We start from the raw sequence: 16,080 nt of genomic DNA on the forward strand, positions 1-16,080 counted from the left end.
ACATTATGAAGTTCAGCCCGCTACTCTCAGAACTAATACAGGCATTAACCTGTCTTCCCGGCGTAGGCAATAAGAGCGCCCAACGAATGGCATTTCATCTTTTAGAGCGAAATCGTACGGGGGCGATTGATTTAAGCAATGTGCTACACAATGCTATGGAGCATATTCATCATTGTAAGCGTTGCAGAACGTTCACCGAAGATGAATTATGCGATATTTGCCGCCACCCAGAAAGAGAAGCTAGCGGGTTGTTGTGTATTGTGGAAAGCCCTCAAGACGTATTAGCGATAGAACAGACGTTAAGCTACAAAGGCCAGTATTTTGTACTAATGGGGCACTTGTCTCCTATAGATGGTGTTGGGCCTGAAGAAATTGGTTTAACTGAGCTTGAGGCACGTTTAGCCGCTGGTGGGATAAATGAAGTTATCTTAGCCACAAACCCCACCGTCGAAGGTGAAGCAACGGCGCACTACATTGCTCAGCTATGTACAAGTCACAACGTCGACGCCTCTCGCATTGCTCATGGTGTGCCTGTTGGGGGAGAACTTGAATACATTGACGGCAATACACTTACCCACGCTTTTTCAGGTCGCCGCAAGCTGTAATTAAGATACAGAGCGTTTTAAGAATTCAAAATAGAAACGCTCTCTTTTCATAAAATCGTTTGCCCATTTCCAAGCTAATACCTGCCTATTCGCTTATTAAATAAGCGGTATTTGTCCTTTCTCGAAAAAGTTTACGAATAGAAAATAAATTTTCGTTCTAAACGTTGAAAAGTGCGTTGAGTGACCTTACCTGTTTAACATCAAACGTGATCCATTCAACGAGGAGATATTGGATTATGGCTGAAGCAGCCCACAAAGAAACCCACGGTTTTCAAACAGAAGTAAAACAGCTTCTTCAACTGATGATTCACTCTTTGTATTCAAACAAAGAAATTTTTCTACGCGAGCTAGTGTCAAACGCGGCAGATGCTGCAGATAAACTGCGTTTTCGCGCCTTAGAAAATGATAGCCTGTACGAAAACGATGGTGAATTAAACGTAAAACTTAGCGTTGATAAAGAAGCGAACACAGTTACGATTTCTGATAATGGTATTGGTATGACTCGTGATGAAGTCATCGCTAATTTAGGTACCATTGCTAAATCTGGTACTAAAGATTTCTTTAGCAAGCTTTCAGGCGATAGCGCAAAAGACTCGCAGCTTATTGGTCAGTTCGGTGTAGGTTTCTACTCAGCATTTATCGTTGCAGACAAAGTTACTGTTCGCACTCGTGCGGCTGGTGCTGATGCATCTACTGGTGTTGAATGGGTTTCAGATGGTGAAGGTGAGTTCACTATCGCTGAAATCAATAAGCCTACTCGCGGCACAGAGATTACGCTTCACCTTCGAGAAGATGAAAAAGAATTTGCCGATACATGGCGTCTGCGCTCAATCGTAAGCAAATACTCAGACCACATCAGCATTCCTGTACAAATGTGGAAAGATGAAGTGCCTGAAAGTGAAGGTCCAGATGGCGAGAAAATCGCAGCTCAGCCTGGTGAGTGGGAAGTAGTTAACAAAGCCACCGCGCTGTGGACTCGTGAAAAGTCTGATATTACTGATGAAGAGTACAACGAGTTCTATAAGCACATCTCTCACGACTTTGCAGATCCGCTAGCATGGGCGCACAACAAGGTAGAAGGTAAAACTGAATATACCAGCTTACTTTATATCCCTTCTAAAGCGCCTTTCGATATGTGGAATCGCGACCAAAACCATGGTCTTAAGCTTTACGTTCAACGCGTCTTCATCATGGATGACGCAGAGCAGTTCATGCCGACCTACCTGCGTTTTGTGAAAGGTTTGCTAGATAGCAACGACCTTCCGCTTAACGTGTCTCGTGAAATTCTTCAAGACAACAAGATTACCCAGGCACTTCGTCAAGGTTGTACCAAGCGCGTTTTACAAATGCTTGAGAAAATGGCGAAGAATGACAGTGAAAAATATCAGTCGTTCTGGAACGAGTTTGGTAATGTATTAAAAGAAGGCCCAGCGGAAGACTTCAGCAACCGTGAGAAAATTGCTGGTCTGTTGCGCTTTGCTTCGACACACGGAGAATCTGACGCTCAAACGGTTTCATTAGCTGATTATATTGAGCGAATGAAAGAAGGTCAGGATAAAATCTACTACGTGACCGCAGACAGCCTGCAAGCGGCTAAGTCTAGCCCACACCTTGAGATCTTCCGTAAGAAGGGAATCGAAGTATTGCTAATGGGCGAGCGCATTGACGAATGGCTAATGTCTCACCTAACTGAGTTTAACGAGAAACAATTTGTTTCTATCGCTAAAGGAAACTTAGATTTAGGCGACTTAGAAGACGAAGAGTCTAAGAAAGCCCAAGAAGAAGCAGAGAAAGAAGTAGAAGGCGTACTAGAGCGAGCGAAAACAGCACTAGGTGACAAGGTTGTAGACGTTAAGTTTACGCACCGTCTTACTGACTCTCCTGCCGTTATTGTTGCCGACGACAATGGTATGACTACACAGATGATGAAGTTGATGCAGGCGGCTGGCCAAACCGTGCCAGATGTGAAGTATCACTTTGAACTTAACCCAGAACATAGCTTAGTTAAACTGCTTGCCGACACGCAGGATGAAGAGCTATTCAATCAGTGGGTTGGTGTATTGTTCGACCAAGCTGCATTGTCAGAGCAAGGTAGTTTGAAAGACCCGTCTACGTTTGTTCAGAACTTGAACACATTGCTAATGAAGTTGGCTAAATAATTACGTAGACAGAAGGTTTACACTTAAAAACGGGCATCATGCCCGTTTTTTTATGTCTGCTACCAACAAAAATAAATTTGGCCGCTTTATTGTGCTATATTTTGGCAGTTAAAAATTTCTAGTTAATCACTTAAAACTTTAAAAATTCATGCTTTAAAGAAGATGAATTACCGGGCGATTGGCTTACAGGTTTAGACTTAAATTTATAAAAACGCCTATAAGCTGAACATATATTCGCCATTAGTCTTAAGATTAACTTTACGGTACTTCTTACACTTGTCACTACAGTGTTGAATGTGTAAAGTGCCCGAAGTAAAAAGTTCAAAAATCATAAGCGGAGAACGCACTCATGCGAATCATTCTTCTCGGCGCTCCTGGCGCGGGTAAGGGCACACAAGCTCAATTCTTAATGGGCAAATATGGCATTCCACAAATTTCAACGGGCGATATGCTTCGTGCTGCGATTAAAGCAGGTACAGAGCTAGGTCTTGAAGCAAAGCGTGTAATGGACGAAGGTAAACTTGTGTCTGATGAGATCATCATTGGCCTAGTTAAAGAGCGTATTGCACAAGATGACTGCAAAGACGGCTTCTTGTTAGATGGCTTTCCTCGTACCATTCCACAAGCCGATGCAATGAAAGAAGCAGGTGTTTCTGTTGACCATTGTATTGAGTTTGACGTTCCAGATGACGTTATTGTTGAGCGCATGGGCGGCCGCCGCGTGCACCCAGCATCTGGCCGTGTTTATCACGTTGTTTACAACCCACCAAAAGTGGAAGGTAAAGATGATGAAACAGGTGATGACCTAATCGTTCGTGACGATGATAAAGAAGAAACGGTGCGTAAACGTCTTGCTATCTACCACGAGCAAACAAAACCACTTGTAAACTATTACAGTGCTGAAGCTGAAGCTGGAAACTGTGAATACCACAAGCTAGACGGAACACGTCCAGTTGAAGAAGTAAGTGCTGAATTAGCGGAACGTTTAGGCTAACCGCTAAAAAGGTTTATAAAAGGTCGCATATGCGGCCTTTTTTGTTGCTTGTAACTTGTTAATGGATAACGTTTAATAGCGTCTAATAAACGTACCATTTAATCACTGATTAAAATTACGCGCTATAACTATAACATGTGGAGTTGACCATGGTTTTACCAATCACGGCGTTTTACGCCAGCCTATTGGGTATTTGTTACCTGTATTTGTCGTTTTTAGTTATTGGTGCTAGGCGTCGTCACCAAGTGAGCATCGGCGATGGAGGCCATGAAGATCTTAGTCGACTAGCGAGAGCCCATGGTAATTTCAGTGAATACGTACCCATTACGCTTATTATGATCGCGTGTTTTGAAGCCAATACTGGGCAAGTATGGGCTGTTCACGCTCTGGGAAGTGCATTGTTATTCGGTCGCGTCTTTCACGCTTACGGATTAGGGCGTCACTCTGGCGTCAGTTGGCAACGCTTTGCGGGAATGATATTGACGTTTTTAGCTATGTTGTGCGCCGCAATAGGCAATTTGGTGCTTATTCATTTCGGCTTGTAGTCACAGCAAAAATACTGAATACAAGTAAAGAATGCCAGCTTAATTGGGTCACTTCATTAGCTGGCATTTTTTTATCTCATTTCTAAGAAGATTATATTAATTCAGGTATTTAAGACAGGTTCTCTTTGCGTGTTGCGAAGGTATAGTACGAAAACCAGCTGAGTATTCTCACGCAGTTATTTACTTTGCTGGCACATTCGAAAATACACAAGCAAAGCTATTACCTCAGCTGTTTAACTGTTGAATAATCTTGGTTGTTATTTAAATGCTTAAAATCTTGATGACTCTGGTATTTATGATCTTCTACACCTACTTGTTGAAGCACAGGTTTAAAGTGAAGATGATGGATGCTTGGCGCGCCGAAATTGTGGGGTCAGAGATTATGGTTTATATCATGATCATTCTGCCGGTACTTTTCGCATGGCTCACGACGGTTCTAATTGAATACTTGTTCTTTTAGAGCAAGTTAATCGAAGTTAAAAAGCGCTCAAGGTACGGTAATGTGAAGTAATACCATTGAGCGCTTTGTCGTTTTACAAGCTTTTAGAAGCGGTAAGTTAGTTTAGAGTAAACAAAGCGGCCTCGAGGGTTGTGTACGCTACCTACGTAACCGTAAAGGTCGCTATCACCATCGCCAATAGCAAATGGAGGCTCTTCATCAAGCAAGTTGTTAGAACCGATAACTAAGCGAAGGTTATCGCTATAGTTGTAACCAAACTGCAAGTCTACTAACATTTGCGAATCAACCGTTCTTGACGTATTTTCTTCGAAGTCTAATACTCCGTCGAAGTCAATGTCAGGCGTGTCTTCAAATTCACCAATAAAGCTAATGTTCAAGTTAGCGTCAAACGAACCTTTAGACCACGTTGTACCGAACAACCAACGATGCTCCGGGTAACCGTATTCGCCTGTGTATTCTAGACCGTCTTTTTCAAACTCGTCCATATATGACCAGTCCAAGTTGAAGCGCACGTTACCATATTCTTCAAGTTCCATGCTGTAATTGGCACTGAAATCTACACCCGAGGCTTCTTGTGAAGACACATTTTGGTAGGTGTTGAAAATTTTCTGAATAACACCTAGAGACTCACCCTCCTGAGGGTCTAAACGAACACAGATTGTGCTGTCTTGATTATTACATTCGGCATTGTAAACCAATCCAAACTGCTGTTCGTCAATTTTGTTGTCTTGAGTAATGCTCCATACATCAATGCTTAATCCGAGCTCTTGAATAGGCGCGTAAATTACGCCTACGTTCCATGACTCTGACTCTTCGGCGTCTAGATTAGGGTTACCCGCAAACTCGATGTTGTAGTCCAGAGACTCACAATCTTGGCCAGTTGCTTCACAACGGTATTGGTCGACAAAAAATACGCTCTTCTGTGACGGGCCAAGACCAACTTGGGCGAGAGATGGGGCTCTAAAGCCTTGTGCCCAAGAGCCGCGTACTGTTACTTCGTCGCTTGGCGCCCAACGTAACGCAATTTTTGGGTTGGTTGTGCTGCCAAAGTCACTGTAGTGGTCATAGCGGCCAGCTAATTGAAGTTCTAGCTCTTCAGCCAAAGGAATTGAAAGCTCTAAATACGCCGCATACTGGTCGCGTTCTGCTGAAGCTGACACCGACTCAGTACCAAAGATCAAACCGCGTTGGAACTGTACGTCTGGTACGTCAGACACTTGTTCTTCACGATACTCCACGCCCGCAGCCATCATGACAACGTCGTCACCAAAATCAAAGGCTTCGCCCGTAATGTGCGCATCAACGCTGGTCATGCGAGATTCGCCGCGGCGCACTAGGCTGGTTGTTATATCGTCAATTACGCTTTGCGGGTTGGTTACACCACCAAATGGATTGTAGTTGCCAAGATCGATTTGCTCTTGTAACCAGTCAACGCGAACCCAACCTTGTGATTGGTCACCGCTTTGCTCTGAACGGCTACGGCCTTTTTGTACCGACGCTTCCCAATCATAGTCGTTGAATGTACCGCGAAGGCCCGCGACAAGACGTAGGGTATCCGACTCAATGTCCCAACGGCGAGCGCCAGCGTCAACAGGGCGGTAGCGACCAATTTCAATGTCTTGCCCGAAAGGGTTATCAGGGTGAGTACCAGGAACGGTTAAGCCCGCGTCTTCATCGAGTGGGGTTGCTGCGCCGCCTGCTTCAGACGTATTGTGCTGCATAGCCACTTCCATAAACGCTGTGGTTTCATCGCCAATTTTGTAATCAAACTGGCCGATAAAGCCTACACGCTCAGAGGCGGGAATGGTAAGACCGAAAGGACCGTAATCGAACAAGCAGCTGCCAGATGCCGTAGCGCTATCTTCTGGGCAGTCTGGGTCGATTGTTTTAACACCATCTACATAAAAGTAGCCAGGGTAGCCGCGCGATGAACGAAAATCCATGCCGCCATAAGGTGATTGGTTCGCGGTACCGAAACGTCCCATTTCATCAGCACCTAGCGTGCTGTTGTTAAAGTAATCGATAATAACAGTAGCACTGCTTTTCTCGCTTTGAGAGCCCCACAAAATACTTGCTGTGGTTTCATCATAGCTTGGCCCAGTAGTACCACCGTAACCGGCGTTAATCTCAAGACCTTCATAGTCTTTCTTAAGAACAACGTTAACCACACCTGCTACCGCGTCTGAACCATAAATCGCCGATGCGCCATCTTTTAAGATATCAATGCGCTCAATGGCAGATACAGGAATAGAGTTAATATCAACAAATGAATTCGTAATGCTTTCTGCAAATGCGCTAATTGCTACCCGGCGACCGTTAATTAGTACCAGCGTCGCGTCTGGGCCCATACCGCGAAGCGATACTGCTGCCGCTCCATTCGCAGTCGAGTCTTGACTGTTATTGCGGGTTGAAAAGGTACCTGCGCCGGTAGCAGGCATACGCTCAAGTAACTGTTGAAGGTTTTCATAGCCCATACCTTCAATCATGGTTGCATCAATTGATTGAATAGGAGAGGGGCCTTCCATATCTGTACGCTTAATACGAGAACCGGTGACCGCTATACGCTCGAGGTTCGCTGATTCTTCGTCAGCTTGCTGTGCATGCGCAGGAGATAGAGAAGTTAATCCTGAAAGTGCTAATCCCACTGCAATTGCACTTACTTTACGACCTTGTTTCATTATTATTTCCTTATTATCCATCTTACTTGTTGTGTGTTTCTGCAACATAGTTATGCTGCGAAATTATGAATAGCATTCCTTATACTAAAGTTGCAATAGGGAAAAACGCGAAAAATGTGACACTTGGTTACAAGGTGTGTAAATAAAGACTTACTTTTTAGTGTAGTGCTTGTCTAAACGAAGTGATCTTAATGGGTTGAAATATCGAACGAGCGGAGAGCTGAAGCCTAATAGCCGAGTGCTACTGACTTGGTTTAATTAAAAAATAATTTGTACATACAAGCGTATGGTTCTTAATATGCTAGGTGGGAGGAGCGCTCATATTTTTTTCGTGAGATATTCGCGACCACTCATTTTCGCAGATCTGACCAGTCTTTTTATGATGAAAATTTGAACGTGAGTAAAGGTCGCTTTCAAAACGCAATTAAGACTGAACTTGAATAGCTTTATTGAAGTGCCACAAAGACTCTGTCTTTCCTTGGTAAATACATATCATGGGTGTCTAAAGAAAATGCAACGGATGTCGCTTTGCCTTGAACCTCTTCAACTGGAATGAATCCATAGTAGCGGGAATCGACACTATTGTTTCTGTTGTCCCCCATAGCGAGGACATGAGCTTTGGGCACAGTGACCATATTAAAACTCTTTGCAGGGCTTGGTATTGGGTTAAGCGCTATAGTGCGATTGTGACCTAGAATGTCTTCAGAATAAACCTGCTCATTTGAGAAGGTTAATGCCGCTTTCTCACCGTTAATAAAGAGCACATTATTGTTTAATGCGACCTTATCGCCTTCAACGGCAATGACTCTCTTAATAAGCCTAGTATCAGCAGCGCTGCTGTCGATAATCACGATATCGCCGCGTTTTATATCACCAGTTCGAGCAACTACAACATCGGTAAAGGGAAGCTCTAGCGTGTATGCTGATTTATCTACCACCACTCGGTCCCCGACCATAATAGTTGGCTCCATAGAGCCGCTGGGAACATGATACCAGTCAGCTACGCTACTTCTAAATGAGAAAAGCAAGACGATCAATAAGATAAAAGGCAGGTTGTTTTTTACGCTTTGTTTAATATTTTTCAAAATCGAGTGCTCGCTATTCGCATCTGGCAAAATCATGCAAAGACTTTTGAAGTCTCACCTTTCATTGAATATAGAGGTCAATTTAACCCATTCGTTCAACTTACCGGTTTAAAAAATGTAAGTAACTGTGTCTTTGCCTATTCAGAATCGCCTTACCTCTAGTACTTTTATCTTAGTTTTTTTAAGTACGAACTTCTAAAGAGTGTAATTAATATGACCGAAAAGGGGCGAAACCGACGTACCTGTATAAGAACACGTACTAGTGTAATTAATATCGTCGTGCATTACTCACCTGCTATTACGCTGTTGAAAATGTTTGAACGAAGTTTAGAAGTTTAAAAAAGCGTTACGGAGGCATAAGTGACTGAGAAAGAGAAGGAGTCTGGGCGTCGAGAACAGGATGTGGCACTTAGTCACACCGAAGAAAAGGATGTACAAAACAATCAAAGTTTAAACTCTGTCTCTTTATACGCAATAGTGCATCGAGAGGGGCTGGAAGAGCTTCAGCGGCCTATGATGTCGCTATGGTGGTCTGGGGTTGCGGCGGGTATTGGTATTTCGCTGTCAATTCTGGCTGAGGGGATCCTGCATCACCTCTTTGCCGGTTCTCGTTATCAGTTTGTGATAGAGAACTTAGGTTATACGGTGGGCTTTGTACTGGTTATAGTAGGTCGGTTACAGCTATTTACTGAAAATACACTGTCAGTTATTTTACCGTTGCTAAGTAAGCCATCTCTTAATATGGGAGTGTGCATTGCACGACTGTGGACTATCGTTTTCGCCGCAAACATGGTTGGCACCTTCTTAGCCGCCTTTTTCAGCTATACTCTGCAAGCGGTTCCATCAGAGCTGGTGGAAGGAATGACTGCTATATCTGAACACTATGCCAAGTTATCACCGTCAGACGCCTTCTCATATGGCATAACGTCTGGATTTATCATTGCCGCTATCGTTTGGATGAAGCCTTCGGTTAAACATTCGCAAATATGGATGATAGTTATTTTTACCTATTTAATAGCTATAGGAAATTTCACGCACGTGATAGCCGGTTCAACCGAACTTTTCTTGTTAGCACTACAAAATAAAATAAGCGTTCTTGAAACAATCTCACTAATTGGCGCAACACTATTAGGAAATATTGTGGGCGGAACGGGGCTGTTCGCGCTACTAGCTTATGGACAGGTAGTAAGGGAAATAGAGAAGTAGAAAGGTAAGGAAATCGAGAAATAACACATAATAAATAAAAATGCCCTTAGCGCTTGCCGCACTTAGGGCATTTCAAAACAAACGTTAGCGTGCTCGCAGATTACTTATGACGCTCACGCAACACATCTAGCGCATCGTTTAGCGACATATCGCTTGCTTGAAGCAGTACAGTTAAGTGATACAACAAATCAGCGGCTTCGTTTTTAAGCTCTTCTTTATCGTGGACAGTAGCTGCTAGTGCGGTTTCAACGCCTTCTTCACCTACTTTTTGCGCTATGCGCTTGATGCCTTTGTTATAAAGGCTTGCGGTGTAGCTGCTTTTAGGGTCGGCATCTTTTCGAGCAGCCAAGACACGTTCTAAATCTGCAAGAAAGGTAAATGCGGGTGTATTGCCATCAAACCAACAGCTTTCAACGCCTGTATGGCACGTCGGGCCGTTAGGGTTGGCTAGTACCAATAGTGAATCTTGGTCGCAATCGCAGGCAACGCTCACTAAATCTAGTGTGTTACCTGAGGTTTCACCCTTGGTCCACAGGCGCTGCTTTGAGCGGCTGAAAAAAGTCACTTTACCGGTTTCAAGGGTTTTCGCTAGTGCATCTTGGTCCATGTAGCCCTGCATTAACACTTTGCCTGATAGTGCGTCTTGCACAATGGCAGGCAGCAGGTTGTCCATCTTGTCCCAGGCTAGTTTATTGCTGTTTTCATTAGTAATGATCACGGGTTTACTCCTTCTGCTTGCGCCGTTAAACCGTGACGCTTACGCATGGCAACGCCATTGCTGGTTAACTCTGCTTTAAGCTCATCAATGTTGATGATGCCTTTGTGAAATACCGATGCTGCAAGCGCGCCATCTACGTCAGCCTGTTGAAACACATCCGTAAAGTGGGCAATTTCACCCGCGCCACCCGATGCAATTAGGGGCACTTCGCAGACATCGCGCACGGCTTTAAGCTGCTTCACATCATAACCTTTACGCACACCGTCTTGGTTCATGCAGTTCAGTACTATTTCACCTGCACCGCGCGACTGAACTTCTTTAATCCAGTCAATGGTTTGCCACTGGCTTTTCTGTGTGCGGCTCTCATCACCTGTAAACTTGTATACTTCGTATTGGTCGGTTGCTTCGTTATAAAAACTGTCGATACCAATTACTACGCACTGTTGTCCGTACACATCATGAAGCTGGTTAATAAGCTCAGGGTTATTAAGGGCAGGGGAGTTAATCGAAATCTTATCCGCCCCCATTTCCAAAATGCGCCCAGCATCTTCAATGCTTTTAATGCCGCCCGCTACGCAAAACGGTATATCAATAACCTGTGCAATACGGCTTACCCAGCTTTTATCTACCACTCGGGCGTCAGAGCTTGCAGTGATATCGTAAAATACCAACTCGTCGGCACCCGCTTTCGCGTATTGCTCGGCAAGAGGCACGATGTCACCAATAATCTCATGGTTTCTAAACTGAACGCCTTTAACGACTTTACCGTCGCGTACGTCCAAACAGGGAATTATGCGCTTTGCCAGCATGCAATAGCCTCCTTCACCGTGAATTTACCTTCAAGTAATGCACGACCTAAAATTACGCCACCAACGTTAGTCGGCTTCAAAGCTTCGATATCAGCAATACTGCCGATACCGCCAGATGCTTGCCAGCTTACATTAGGGAAACGGGCCGCCATTTCTTGATAAAGCTCAGTGTTCGCGCCCTGTAGCGTACCGTCGCGGCTAATGTCAGTACATAGTACATGCTTTGCGCCTACTGTAGCGAAGTCTTCCAGTAAGCCTTCAAGGGCTACGCCAGAATTCTCTTGCCAACCATGGGTGGCAATAAGCTTTTCGCCGCTATCGCTTATATTAATATCAAGGGCTAAAACAATGTGCTCTGGACCGTACTTTTCTACCCAAGATTTCACTAGTTCAGGTTGCTTAACGGCCAACGAGCCAATAACTACGCGGCTAACGCCCGTTTCTAGTAACTGCGCAACTTCTTCTTCACTACGAATTCCGCCGCCGGCTTGAAACTTCATGCGCTTGGTATCGACCATAGACTTAATTAGTGAAAGCTGACGTTTACTGGTGTCTTTAGCGCCCGTAAGGTCAACAATGTGGAGCCAAGTCGCACCTTGGTCAGCATAGTCGTGAACCACATCAACAGGGTCCAGTTCGTATTGGGTTTTTTGCTCGTAATCACCTTGATAAAGGCGGACTACATGTCCTTCAATAAGATCAATCGCTGGAATAATCATTATAGGTTCACAAAGTTAGTCAGTAGTTGTGCTCCGGCTTCGCCAGAACGCTCTGGGTGGAATTGCACCCCGTAAAAATTGTCTTTGTTTATGGCCGCAGAAAACGCATTTCCATAAGTACAGCTTGCAAGCGTATGCTCGTACTCAGGTACGGCAAAGCTATGCACAAAATAAAAGTAGGTATCTTGTGGAATGCCTTTAAACAGACTTGCGTTGTCGTGACTGCTGTTATGAGAGACGGTGTTCCAACCCATGTGAGGTAAGCGCACACCTTTTGATTCCATGCGAGCCACATGACCTGGCATAAGGTTTAAACAATCGATGTTGCCTGTACCTTGAAAACCACCTTCGGCACTGGATTCAACCATAAGCTGCATGCCCAGGCATACACCTAGTACAGGTTGGGTTAGCGTCTGAAGGGTTTCCACTAAAGCTTTTTGCTTAATGCTTGCCATAGCCGCGGCTGCTGTACCTACGCCGGGTAAAAACACTTTGTCAGCGCTTTTAATCACGTTTACATCGTCAGATACGTCTACTTCAACGCCCAAGCGTTCAAGGGCAAAGCGTACCGACGAAATATTCGCGCAGCCGGTATTCACTATGACTATTTTTTGTCGCTGGCTGGTGTTTACCACTGACATTACAGGGCTCCTTTACTGCTAGGTAATGCATCACCCTGGCGCGTAATGGCTTGGCGTAGCGCACGGCCAAATACTTTAAACAGGCTTTCTACCTGGTGGTGAGCGTTACCTTCGCTGGTGGAAAGGTGCAGCGACAGCCCCATACTTTGCGCCAGTGAGTAGAAGAAGTGCGGCACCATTTCAGTAGCCATTTCGCCAACTTGGTCGCGACTAAACTCTGCATCAAACTTAAGGTGTGGGCGGTTTGAAATGTCCATAATACATTCCGCACGGCACTCATCCATTGGCAACGCAAACCCAAAACGGCCAATACCGCGTTTGTCGCCCAGTGCCTTTTTAAGCGCCTCACCTAGTGCAAGGGCGGTATCTTCTACACTGTGGTGGTCGTCAATGTGTAAATCGCCATTGGTAGTAAGATTTAGCTCGAAGCCACCGTGGGTCGCAATTTGGTCAAGCATGTGATCAAAAAAGCCCATGCCGGTTTGAATGGTTGATTTAGCCTGCGAGTCCAAATCTACGCGCACGCGAATATCGGTTTCGGAGGTGGTGCGTACCACTTCAGCAATACGTGACGACGCTAACAAGCTTTTCTGAATATCGTTCCAATTTAAGCTTTCGCGGTTGTATTGGAAGCTGCGAATACCCATGTTTTCAGCAAGCTGTACGTCGGTAATTCTGTCACCAATTACAAAAGAGCGGGTGAAGTCCACCTTGCCTTGCTGTAAGTATTCTTGCACTAGACCAAGCTTGGGCTTGCGGCATGTACAGTTATCTTCGTCGAAATGCGGGCAAATGAGCACGTCGTCAAACACTACACCTTGGCTTTCAAAAATCGCCATCATGGCATTGTGTGGCTTGTCGAAGTCTTCTTGCGGGAAACTGTCTGTGCCCAATCCGTCTTGGTTACTTACCATAACGAGTTTAAACCCAGCTGCTTTAAGCTTTAGCAACACGGGAATGACGTTTGGCTCGAAAACCAGCTTTTCAAGACTGTCTAGTTGCTTATCTACTGGCGGCTCTTCAACAAGTGTACCGTCGCGGTCAATAAATAAAATGGCTTGCTGACTCATGCCGCATCCTCACTATTTTTAAATTCGTTAATCAACTGCATTAAACGCTGATTTTGTTCTTCTGTGCCTATGCTAACGCGTAAACAGTTTTGTAAATTAAGCTGCTTCGATTGGTCGCGAATAAGCATGCCTTGGCTTACCAAGTACTGCATCAACGCAGATGCTTTTGCATAGCGGAACAAAATGAAGTTTGCTCGCCTGTCACCAACTAGCTCAAAGCCTTCAACCGCTTCTAACGCTTCAGCTAATACTTCTTTTTCGCGGTTGAGCGTTGCAACCTGTAGCTCAAGTAACGTTAATGACTCGGCCGATAATGCTTGCGCGGCAATCTGCGCTACTGGCTCTGGAATAGGATAGGGCGCTATCACTTTAAGTAGAGCTTGAATAACGGGTGCCTGAGCAAGCGTAAAACCACAGCGGAGCCCAGCCAGTGCAAACGCTTTCGAAAGCGTGCGAAGTACCACAAGGTTAGGGTAGGTTTTTATTTCATTTGCCCACGTATTGTCAGCATCGAACTCAATGTACGCTTCATCAACAACAACGAGCGCTTTATCGGCAAAGTGATTAAGTACAGTTTTAATGTCTTCGCGGGCAACCGGCGTACCGGTCGGATTATTCGGCGCGCAAATAAAAATAACGTTCACGTCTTCTTCGGCGCAGACGGCATTTACATTCAAACTGAAATCATCGTTCAGCGGCACTTTTTTAATGCCCACATCGCAGGTTTCAGCACTTATTGCATACATACCGTAGGTAGGCGGGCAAATAAGAATCTTATCTTTACCCGGCGTACAGAAGGTACGAATAAGCAATTCTATGCCTTCATCTGCACCACGAGTAACGATTAGCTGCGACTTATCAAGGCCTGCATAATCGGCGTAACCACTCACTACCGCTTCAGGCTGACACGACGGATAGCGGTTAAAGTTACTGCTATCTACGCTGTATTCGTTAGCATAAGGTGACTCGTTGGCATTAAGCCAGTCTTGACCACCGGAAAACAAACGACGTGCCGACTCGTAAGGCTTTAACGGCACTAGGTTGTCGTTAATTAGGTTATCGATAAGTGCCGACATTAGGCGTCTCCCTGCTTAAGTGCCTGCATACGAAGTGCAACAGCCTGTTCGTGAGCGTCTAATCCTTCTGCTGCCGCTAGTGCCATAATAGCAGGGCCTAAATTGCGCATGCCGTCTTCACTTAACTCTTGAATCGTGTAACGACGCATAAAGTCCAACAGACCAAGGCTAGAGTAATTCTTAGCATAGCCGTATGTGGGCAGCACGTGGTTAGTGCCTGACGCATAGTCGCCTGCAGATTCTGGCGACCAAGGGCCTAAGAAAATCGAGCCGGCGTATTTAATTTTGGGTAAATAATCACGGGCGTTTTCTATTTGCACGATTAAGTGTTCAGCCGCATAGGCGTTGCTTGCTTCAATAGCTTGTTCAATTGAATCAGCCAAAATATAGCGTGCATTTTCCATAGCAGGGCGTGCAATTTCAGCGCGAGACAATGTTGCTAATTGACGCTCAACCGCGGCTCTTGCCGCTTCAATAAGCGTCGCGCTGTTAGATACCAAAATAGCCTGCGAGTCAGGGCCGTGCTCTGCTTGAGAAAGTAAGTCTGCAGCGACGAACTCAGGGTTTGCGAATTCATCAGCAAGTACTAACACTTCTGATGGACCAGCCGGCATATCAATGGCCGCACCATCAGCGCGTTGGCTAACTTGTTGTTTTGCTTCAGTAACAAAACTATTGCCCGGCCCGAAAATTTTATCGACCTGGGGAATCGTTTCAGTACCTAGCGCCATGGCTGCAACCGCTTGCGCTCCGCCGCATAAAAAGATCTTATCAATACCGCACTTTCTAGCTGCATAGGCAATTTCAGGGGCGATAAGCTGCTCTTTGTTTGGCGGTGTGCACAGTAGTTTGTTCTCACAACCTGCCACTAGTGCTGGTACACCAAGCATCAGCACGGTAGAAGGAAGTGGAGCACTGCCGCCTGGAATATAAAGACCTACTGCGTCAAGAGCAGTGAAGCGCAGCTCACACTTAACCCCTGGTGTGGTGGTTAGCGCAATATCACTTGGCATTTGCGCTTCGTGAAACATTTTTATGTTGTTAAACGCAGTATCGATCGCACTCGCTACTTCGGGCGTTACCTTAGCAGCAAGGGTATCGATATTTTCTTGCGAAAGCACAAGGCCAGTGAGATCTGGGCAGTCAAATTTACGAGTGTAATCAAGTACTGCCGCATCACCATCTGCTTCAACGCGGGCGATTATCTCGCCCACGGTTTGCTTTAACTGTTGGCTATTGGCCATAGCCGGGCGGGCTAGCGCCTGTTTTTTCTCATTTGCCGAGAGAGATGACCAAGTAATCATAATTGTCTGCC

15 protein-coding genes are annotated in these 16,080 nt (G+C 45.2%); 6 read left to right on the forward strand and 9 right to left on the reverse strand.

Features of this window, described 5'->3' with window-relative positions:
• Positions 1–5: 5 nt before the first annotated feature.
• The 5 genes from recR to IW644_RS11260 all read left to right on the forward strand — a co-directional run bounded on the left by recR (position 6) and on the right by IW644_RS11260 (position 4,763).
• The gene (recR, locus tag IW644_RS11240) at positions 6–605 is read left to right on the forward strand and encodes a recombination mediator RecR (RefSeq protein ID WP_039222833.1); all 600 of its coding nucleotides are present in this window, start codon (positions 6–8) and stop codon (positions 603–605) included.
• A 236-nt stretch (positions 606–841) separates the two neighbouring features.
• Positions 842–2,764 (forward strand): molecular chaperone HtpG, encoded by a 1,923-nt coding sequence (gene htpG / locus IW644_RS11245; protein WP_269917678.1) that lies wholly within the window; start codon positions 842–844, stop codon positions 2,762–2,764.
• 349 nt (positions 2,765–3,113) lie between these two features.
• Positions 3,114–3,758 (forward strand): adenylate kinase, encoded by a 645-nt coding sequence (gene adk, locus IW644_RS11250; protein ID WP_179983954.1) that lies wholly within the window; start codon positions 3,114–3,116, stop codon positions 3,756–3,758.
• 149 nt (positions 3,759–3,907) lie between these two features.
• Positions 3,908–4,303, forward strand: a complete 396-nt coding sequence (locus IW644_RS11255; RefSeq protein ID WP_179983953.1) for an MAPEG family protein — start codon at positions 3,908–3,910, stop codon at positions 4,301–4,303.
• 265 nt (positions 4,304–4,568) lie between these two features.
• On the forward strand, positions 4,569–4,763 hold the full coding sequence (locus IW644_RS11260) for a hypothetical protein (RefSeq protein WP_269917679.1): 195 nt from the start codon (positions 4,569–4,571) through the stop codon (positions 4,761–4,763).
• Between the two features lie 83 nt (positions 4,764–4,846).
• Here the strand turns inward: IW644_RS11260 and IW644_RS11265 are convergent, their stop codons facing one another.
• Together IW644_RS11265 and lepB are read right to left on the reverse strand one after the other, a co-directional pair.
• Positions 4,847–7,441, reverse strand: a complete 2,595-nt coding sequence (locus IW644_RS11265; RefSeq protein ID WP_269917680.1) for a TonB-dependent receptor — start codon at positions 7,439–7,441, stop codon at positions 4,847–4,849.
• Between the two features lie 446 nt (positions 7,442–7,887).
• Complete coding sequence (gene lepB, locus IW644_RS11270) at positions 7,888–8,562, reverse strand: signal peptidase I (protein WP_269917681.1); 675 nt, start codon at positions 8,560–8,562, stop codon at positions 7,888–7,890.
• A gap of 324 nt (positions 8,563–8,886) precedes the next feature.
• On the opposite strand from lepB, the gene IW644_RS11275 reads away from it, so the two are divergent.
• Positions 8,887–9,732, forward strand: a complete 846-nt coding sequence (locus tag IW644_RS11275; RefSeq protein ID WP_269917682.1) for a formate/nitrite transporter family protein — start codon at positions 8,887–8,889, stop codon at positions 9,730–9,732.
• Positions 9,733–9,832: 100 nt separating this feature from the next.
• On the opposite strand, the gene hisIE is transcribed toward IW644_RS11275, so the two are convergent.
• From hisIE to hisD, 7 genes are read right to left on the reverse strand one after another with little or no spacing between them, the layout of a single operon-like run.
• A complete protein-coding gene (gene hisIE, locus IW644_RS11280; RefSeq protein ID WP_015067587.1) occupies positions 9,833–10,450 on the reverse strand; it encodes a bifunctional phosphoribosyl-AMP cyclohydrolase/phosphoribosyl-ATP diphosphatase HisIE in 618 nt (205 codons plus the stop codon).
• On the reverse strand, positions 10,447–11,259 hold the full coding sequence (hisF, locus tag IW644_RS11285; protein WP_179983945.1) for an imidazole glycerol phosphate synthase subunit HisF: 813 nt from the start codon (positions 11,257–11,259) through the stop codon (positions 10,447–10,449). Before hisF ends, hisIE begins: the two co-directional genes overlap by 4 nt.
• A complete protein-coding gene (hisA, locus tag IW644_RS11290) occupies positions 11,241–11,978 on the reverse strand; it encodes a 1-(5-phosphoribosyl)-5-[(5-phosphoribosylamino)methylideneamino]imidazole-4-carboxamide isomerase (RefSeq protein ID WP_179983944.1) in 738 nt (245 codons plus the stop codon). Before hisA ends, hisF begins: the two co-directional genes overlap by 19 nt.
• A complete protein-coding gene (gene hisH, locus IW644_RS11295; protein WP_269917683.1) occupies positions 11,978–12,619 on the reverse strand; it encodes an imidazole glycerol phosphate synthase subunit HisH in 642 nt (213 codons plus the stop codon). The genes hisA and hisH overlap by 1 nt, the downstream gene beginning before the upstream one ends.
• Positions 12,619–13,689: a bifunctional histidinol-phosphatase/imidazoleglycerol-phosphate dehydratase HisB gene (gene hisB / locus IW644_RS11300; RefSeq protein ID WP_269917684.1), complete on the reverse strand. Its 1,071-nt coding sequence runs from the start codon at positions 13,687–13,689 to the stop codon at positions 12,619–12,621. Before hisB ends, hisH begins: the two co-directional genes overlap by 1 nt.
• The gene (gene hisC / locus IW644_RS11305) at positions 13,686–14,765 is read right to left on the reverse strand and encodes a histidinol-phosphate transaminase (RefSeq protein ID WP_269917685.1); all 1,080 of its coding nucleotides are present in this window, start codon (positions 14,763–14,765) and stop codon (positions 13,686–13,688) included. Before hisC ends, hisB begins: the two co-directional genes overlap by 4 nt.
• Entirely contained in the window at positions 14,765–16,069 is a 1,305-nt protein-coding gene (gene hisD / locus IW644_RS11310) for a histidinol dehydrogenase (RefSeq protein ID WP_269917686.1), read from the reverse strand. Before hisD ends, hisC begins: the two co-directional genes overlap by 1 nt.
• Between the last annotated feature and the right edge of the window lie 11 nt (positions 16,070–16,080).

It is taken from the genome of Alteromonas sp. PRIM-21, assembly GCF_027563165.1.
GTDB classification, from domain to species: Bacteria; Pseudomonadota; Gammaproteobacteria; order Enterobacterales; family Alteromonadaceae; genus Alteromonas; species Alteromonas macleodii_A.

Bases quoted from the DNA above. Each gene is read 5' to 3' on its own strand.
- recR (WP_039222833.1), top strand. From the start codon at position 6: ATGAAGTTCAGCCCGCTACTCTCAGAACTAATACAGGCATTAACCTGT.
- htpG (WP_269917678.1), top strand. From the start codon at position 842: ATGGCTGAAGCAGCCCACAAAGAAACCCACGGTTTTCAAACAGAAGTA.
- adk (WP_179983954.1), top strand. From the start codon at position 3,114: ATGCGAATCATTCTTCTCGGCGCTCCTGGCGCGGGTAAGGGCACACAA.
- IW644_RS11255 (WP_179983953.1), top strand. From the start codon at position 3,908: ATGGTTTTACCAATCACGGCGTTTTACGCCAGCCTATTGGGTATTTGT.
- IW644_RS11260 (WP_269917679.1), top strand. From the start codon at position 4,569: ATGCTTAAAATCTTGATGACTCTGGTATTTATGATCTTCTACACCTAC.
- IW644_RS11265 (WP_269917680.1), bottom strand. From the start codon at position 7,441: ATGAAACAAGGTCGTAAAGTAAGTGCAATTGCAGTGGGATTAGCACTT.
- lepB (WP_269917681.1), bottom strand. From the start codon at position 8,562: ATGATTTTGCCAGATGCGAATAGCGAGCACTCGATTTTGAAAAATATT.
- hisF (WP_179983945.1), bottom strand. From the start codon at position 11,259: ATGCTGGCAAAGCGCATAATTCCCTGTTTGGACGTACGCGACGGTAAA.
- hisA (WP_179983944.1), bottom strand. From the start codon at position 11,978: ATGATTATTCCAGCGATTGATCTTATTGAAGGACATGTAGTCCGCCTT.
- hisH (WP_269917683.1), bottom strand. From the start codon at position 12,619: ATGTCAGTGGTAAACACCAGCCAGCGACAAAAAATAGTCATAGTGAAT.
- hisB (WP_269917684.1), bottom strand. From the start codon at position 13,689: ATGAGTCAGCAAGCCATTTTATTTATTGACCGCGACGGTACACTTGTT.
- hisC (WP_269917685.1), bottom strand. From the start codon at position 14,765: ATGTCGGCACTTATCGATAACCTAATTAACGACAACCTAGTGCCGTTA.
- hisD (WP_269917686.1), bottom strand. From the start codon at position 16,069: ATGATTACTTGGTCATCTCTCTCGGCAAATGAGAAAAAACAGGCGCTA.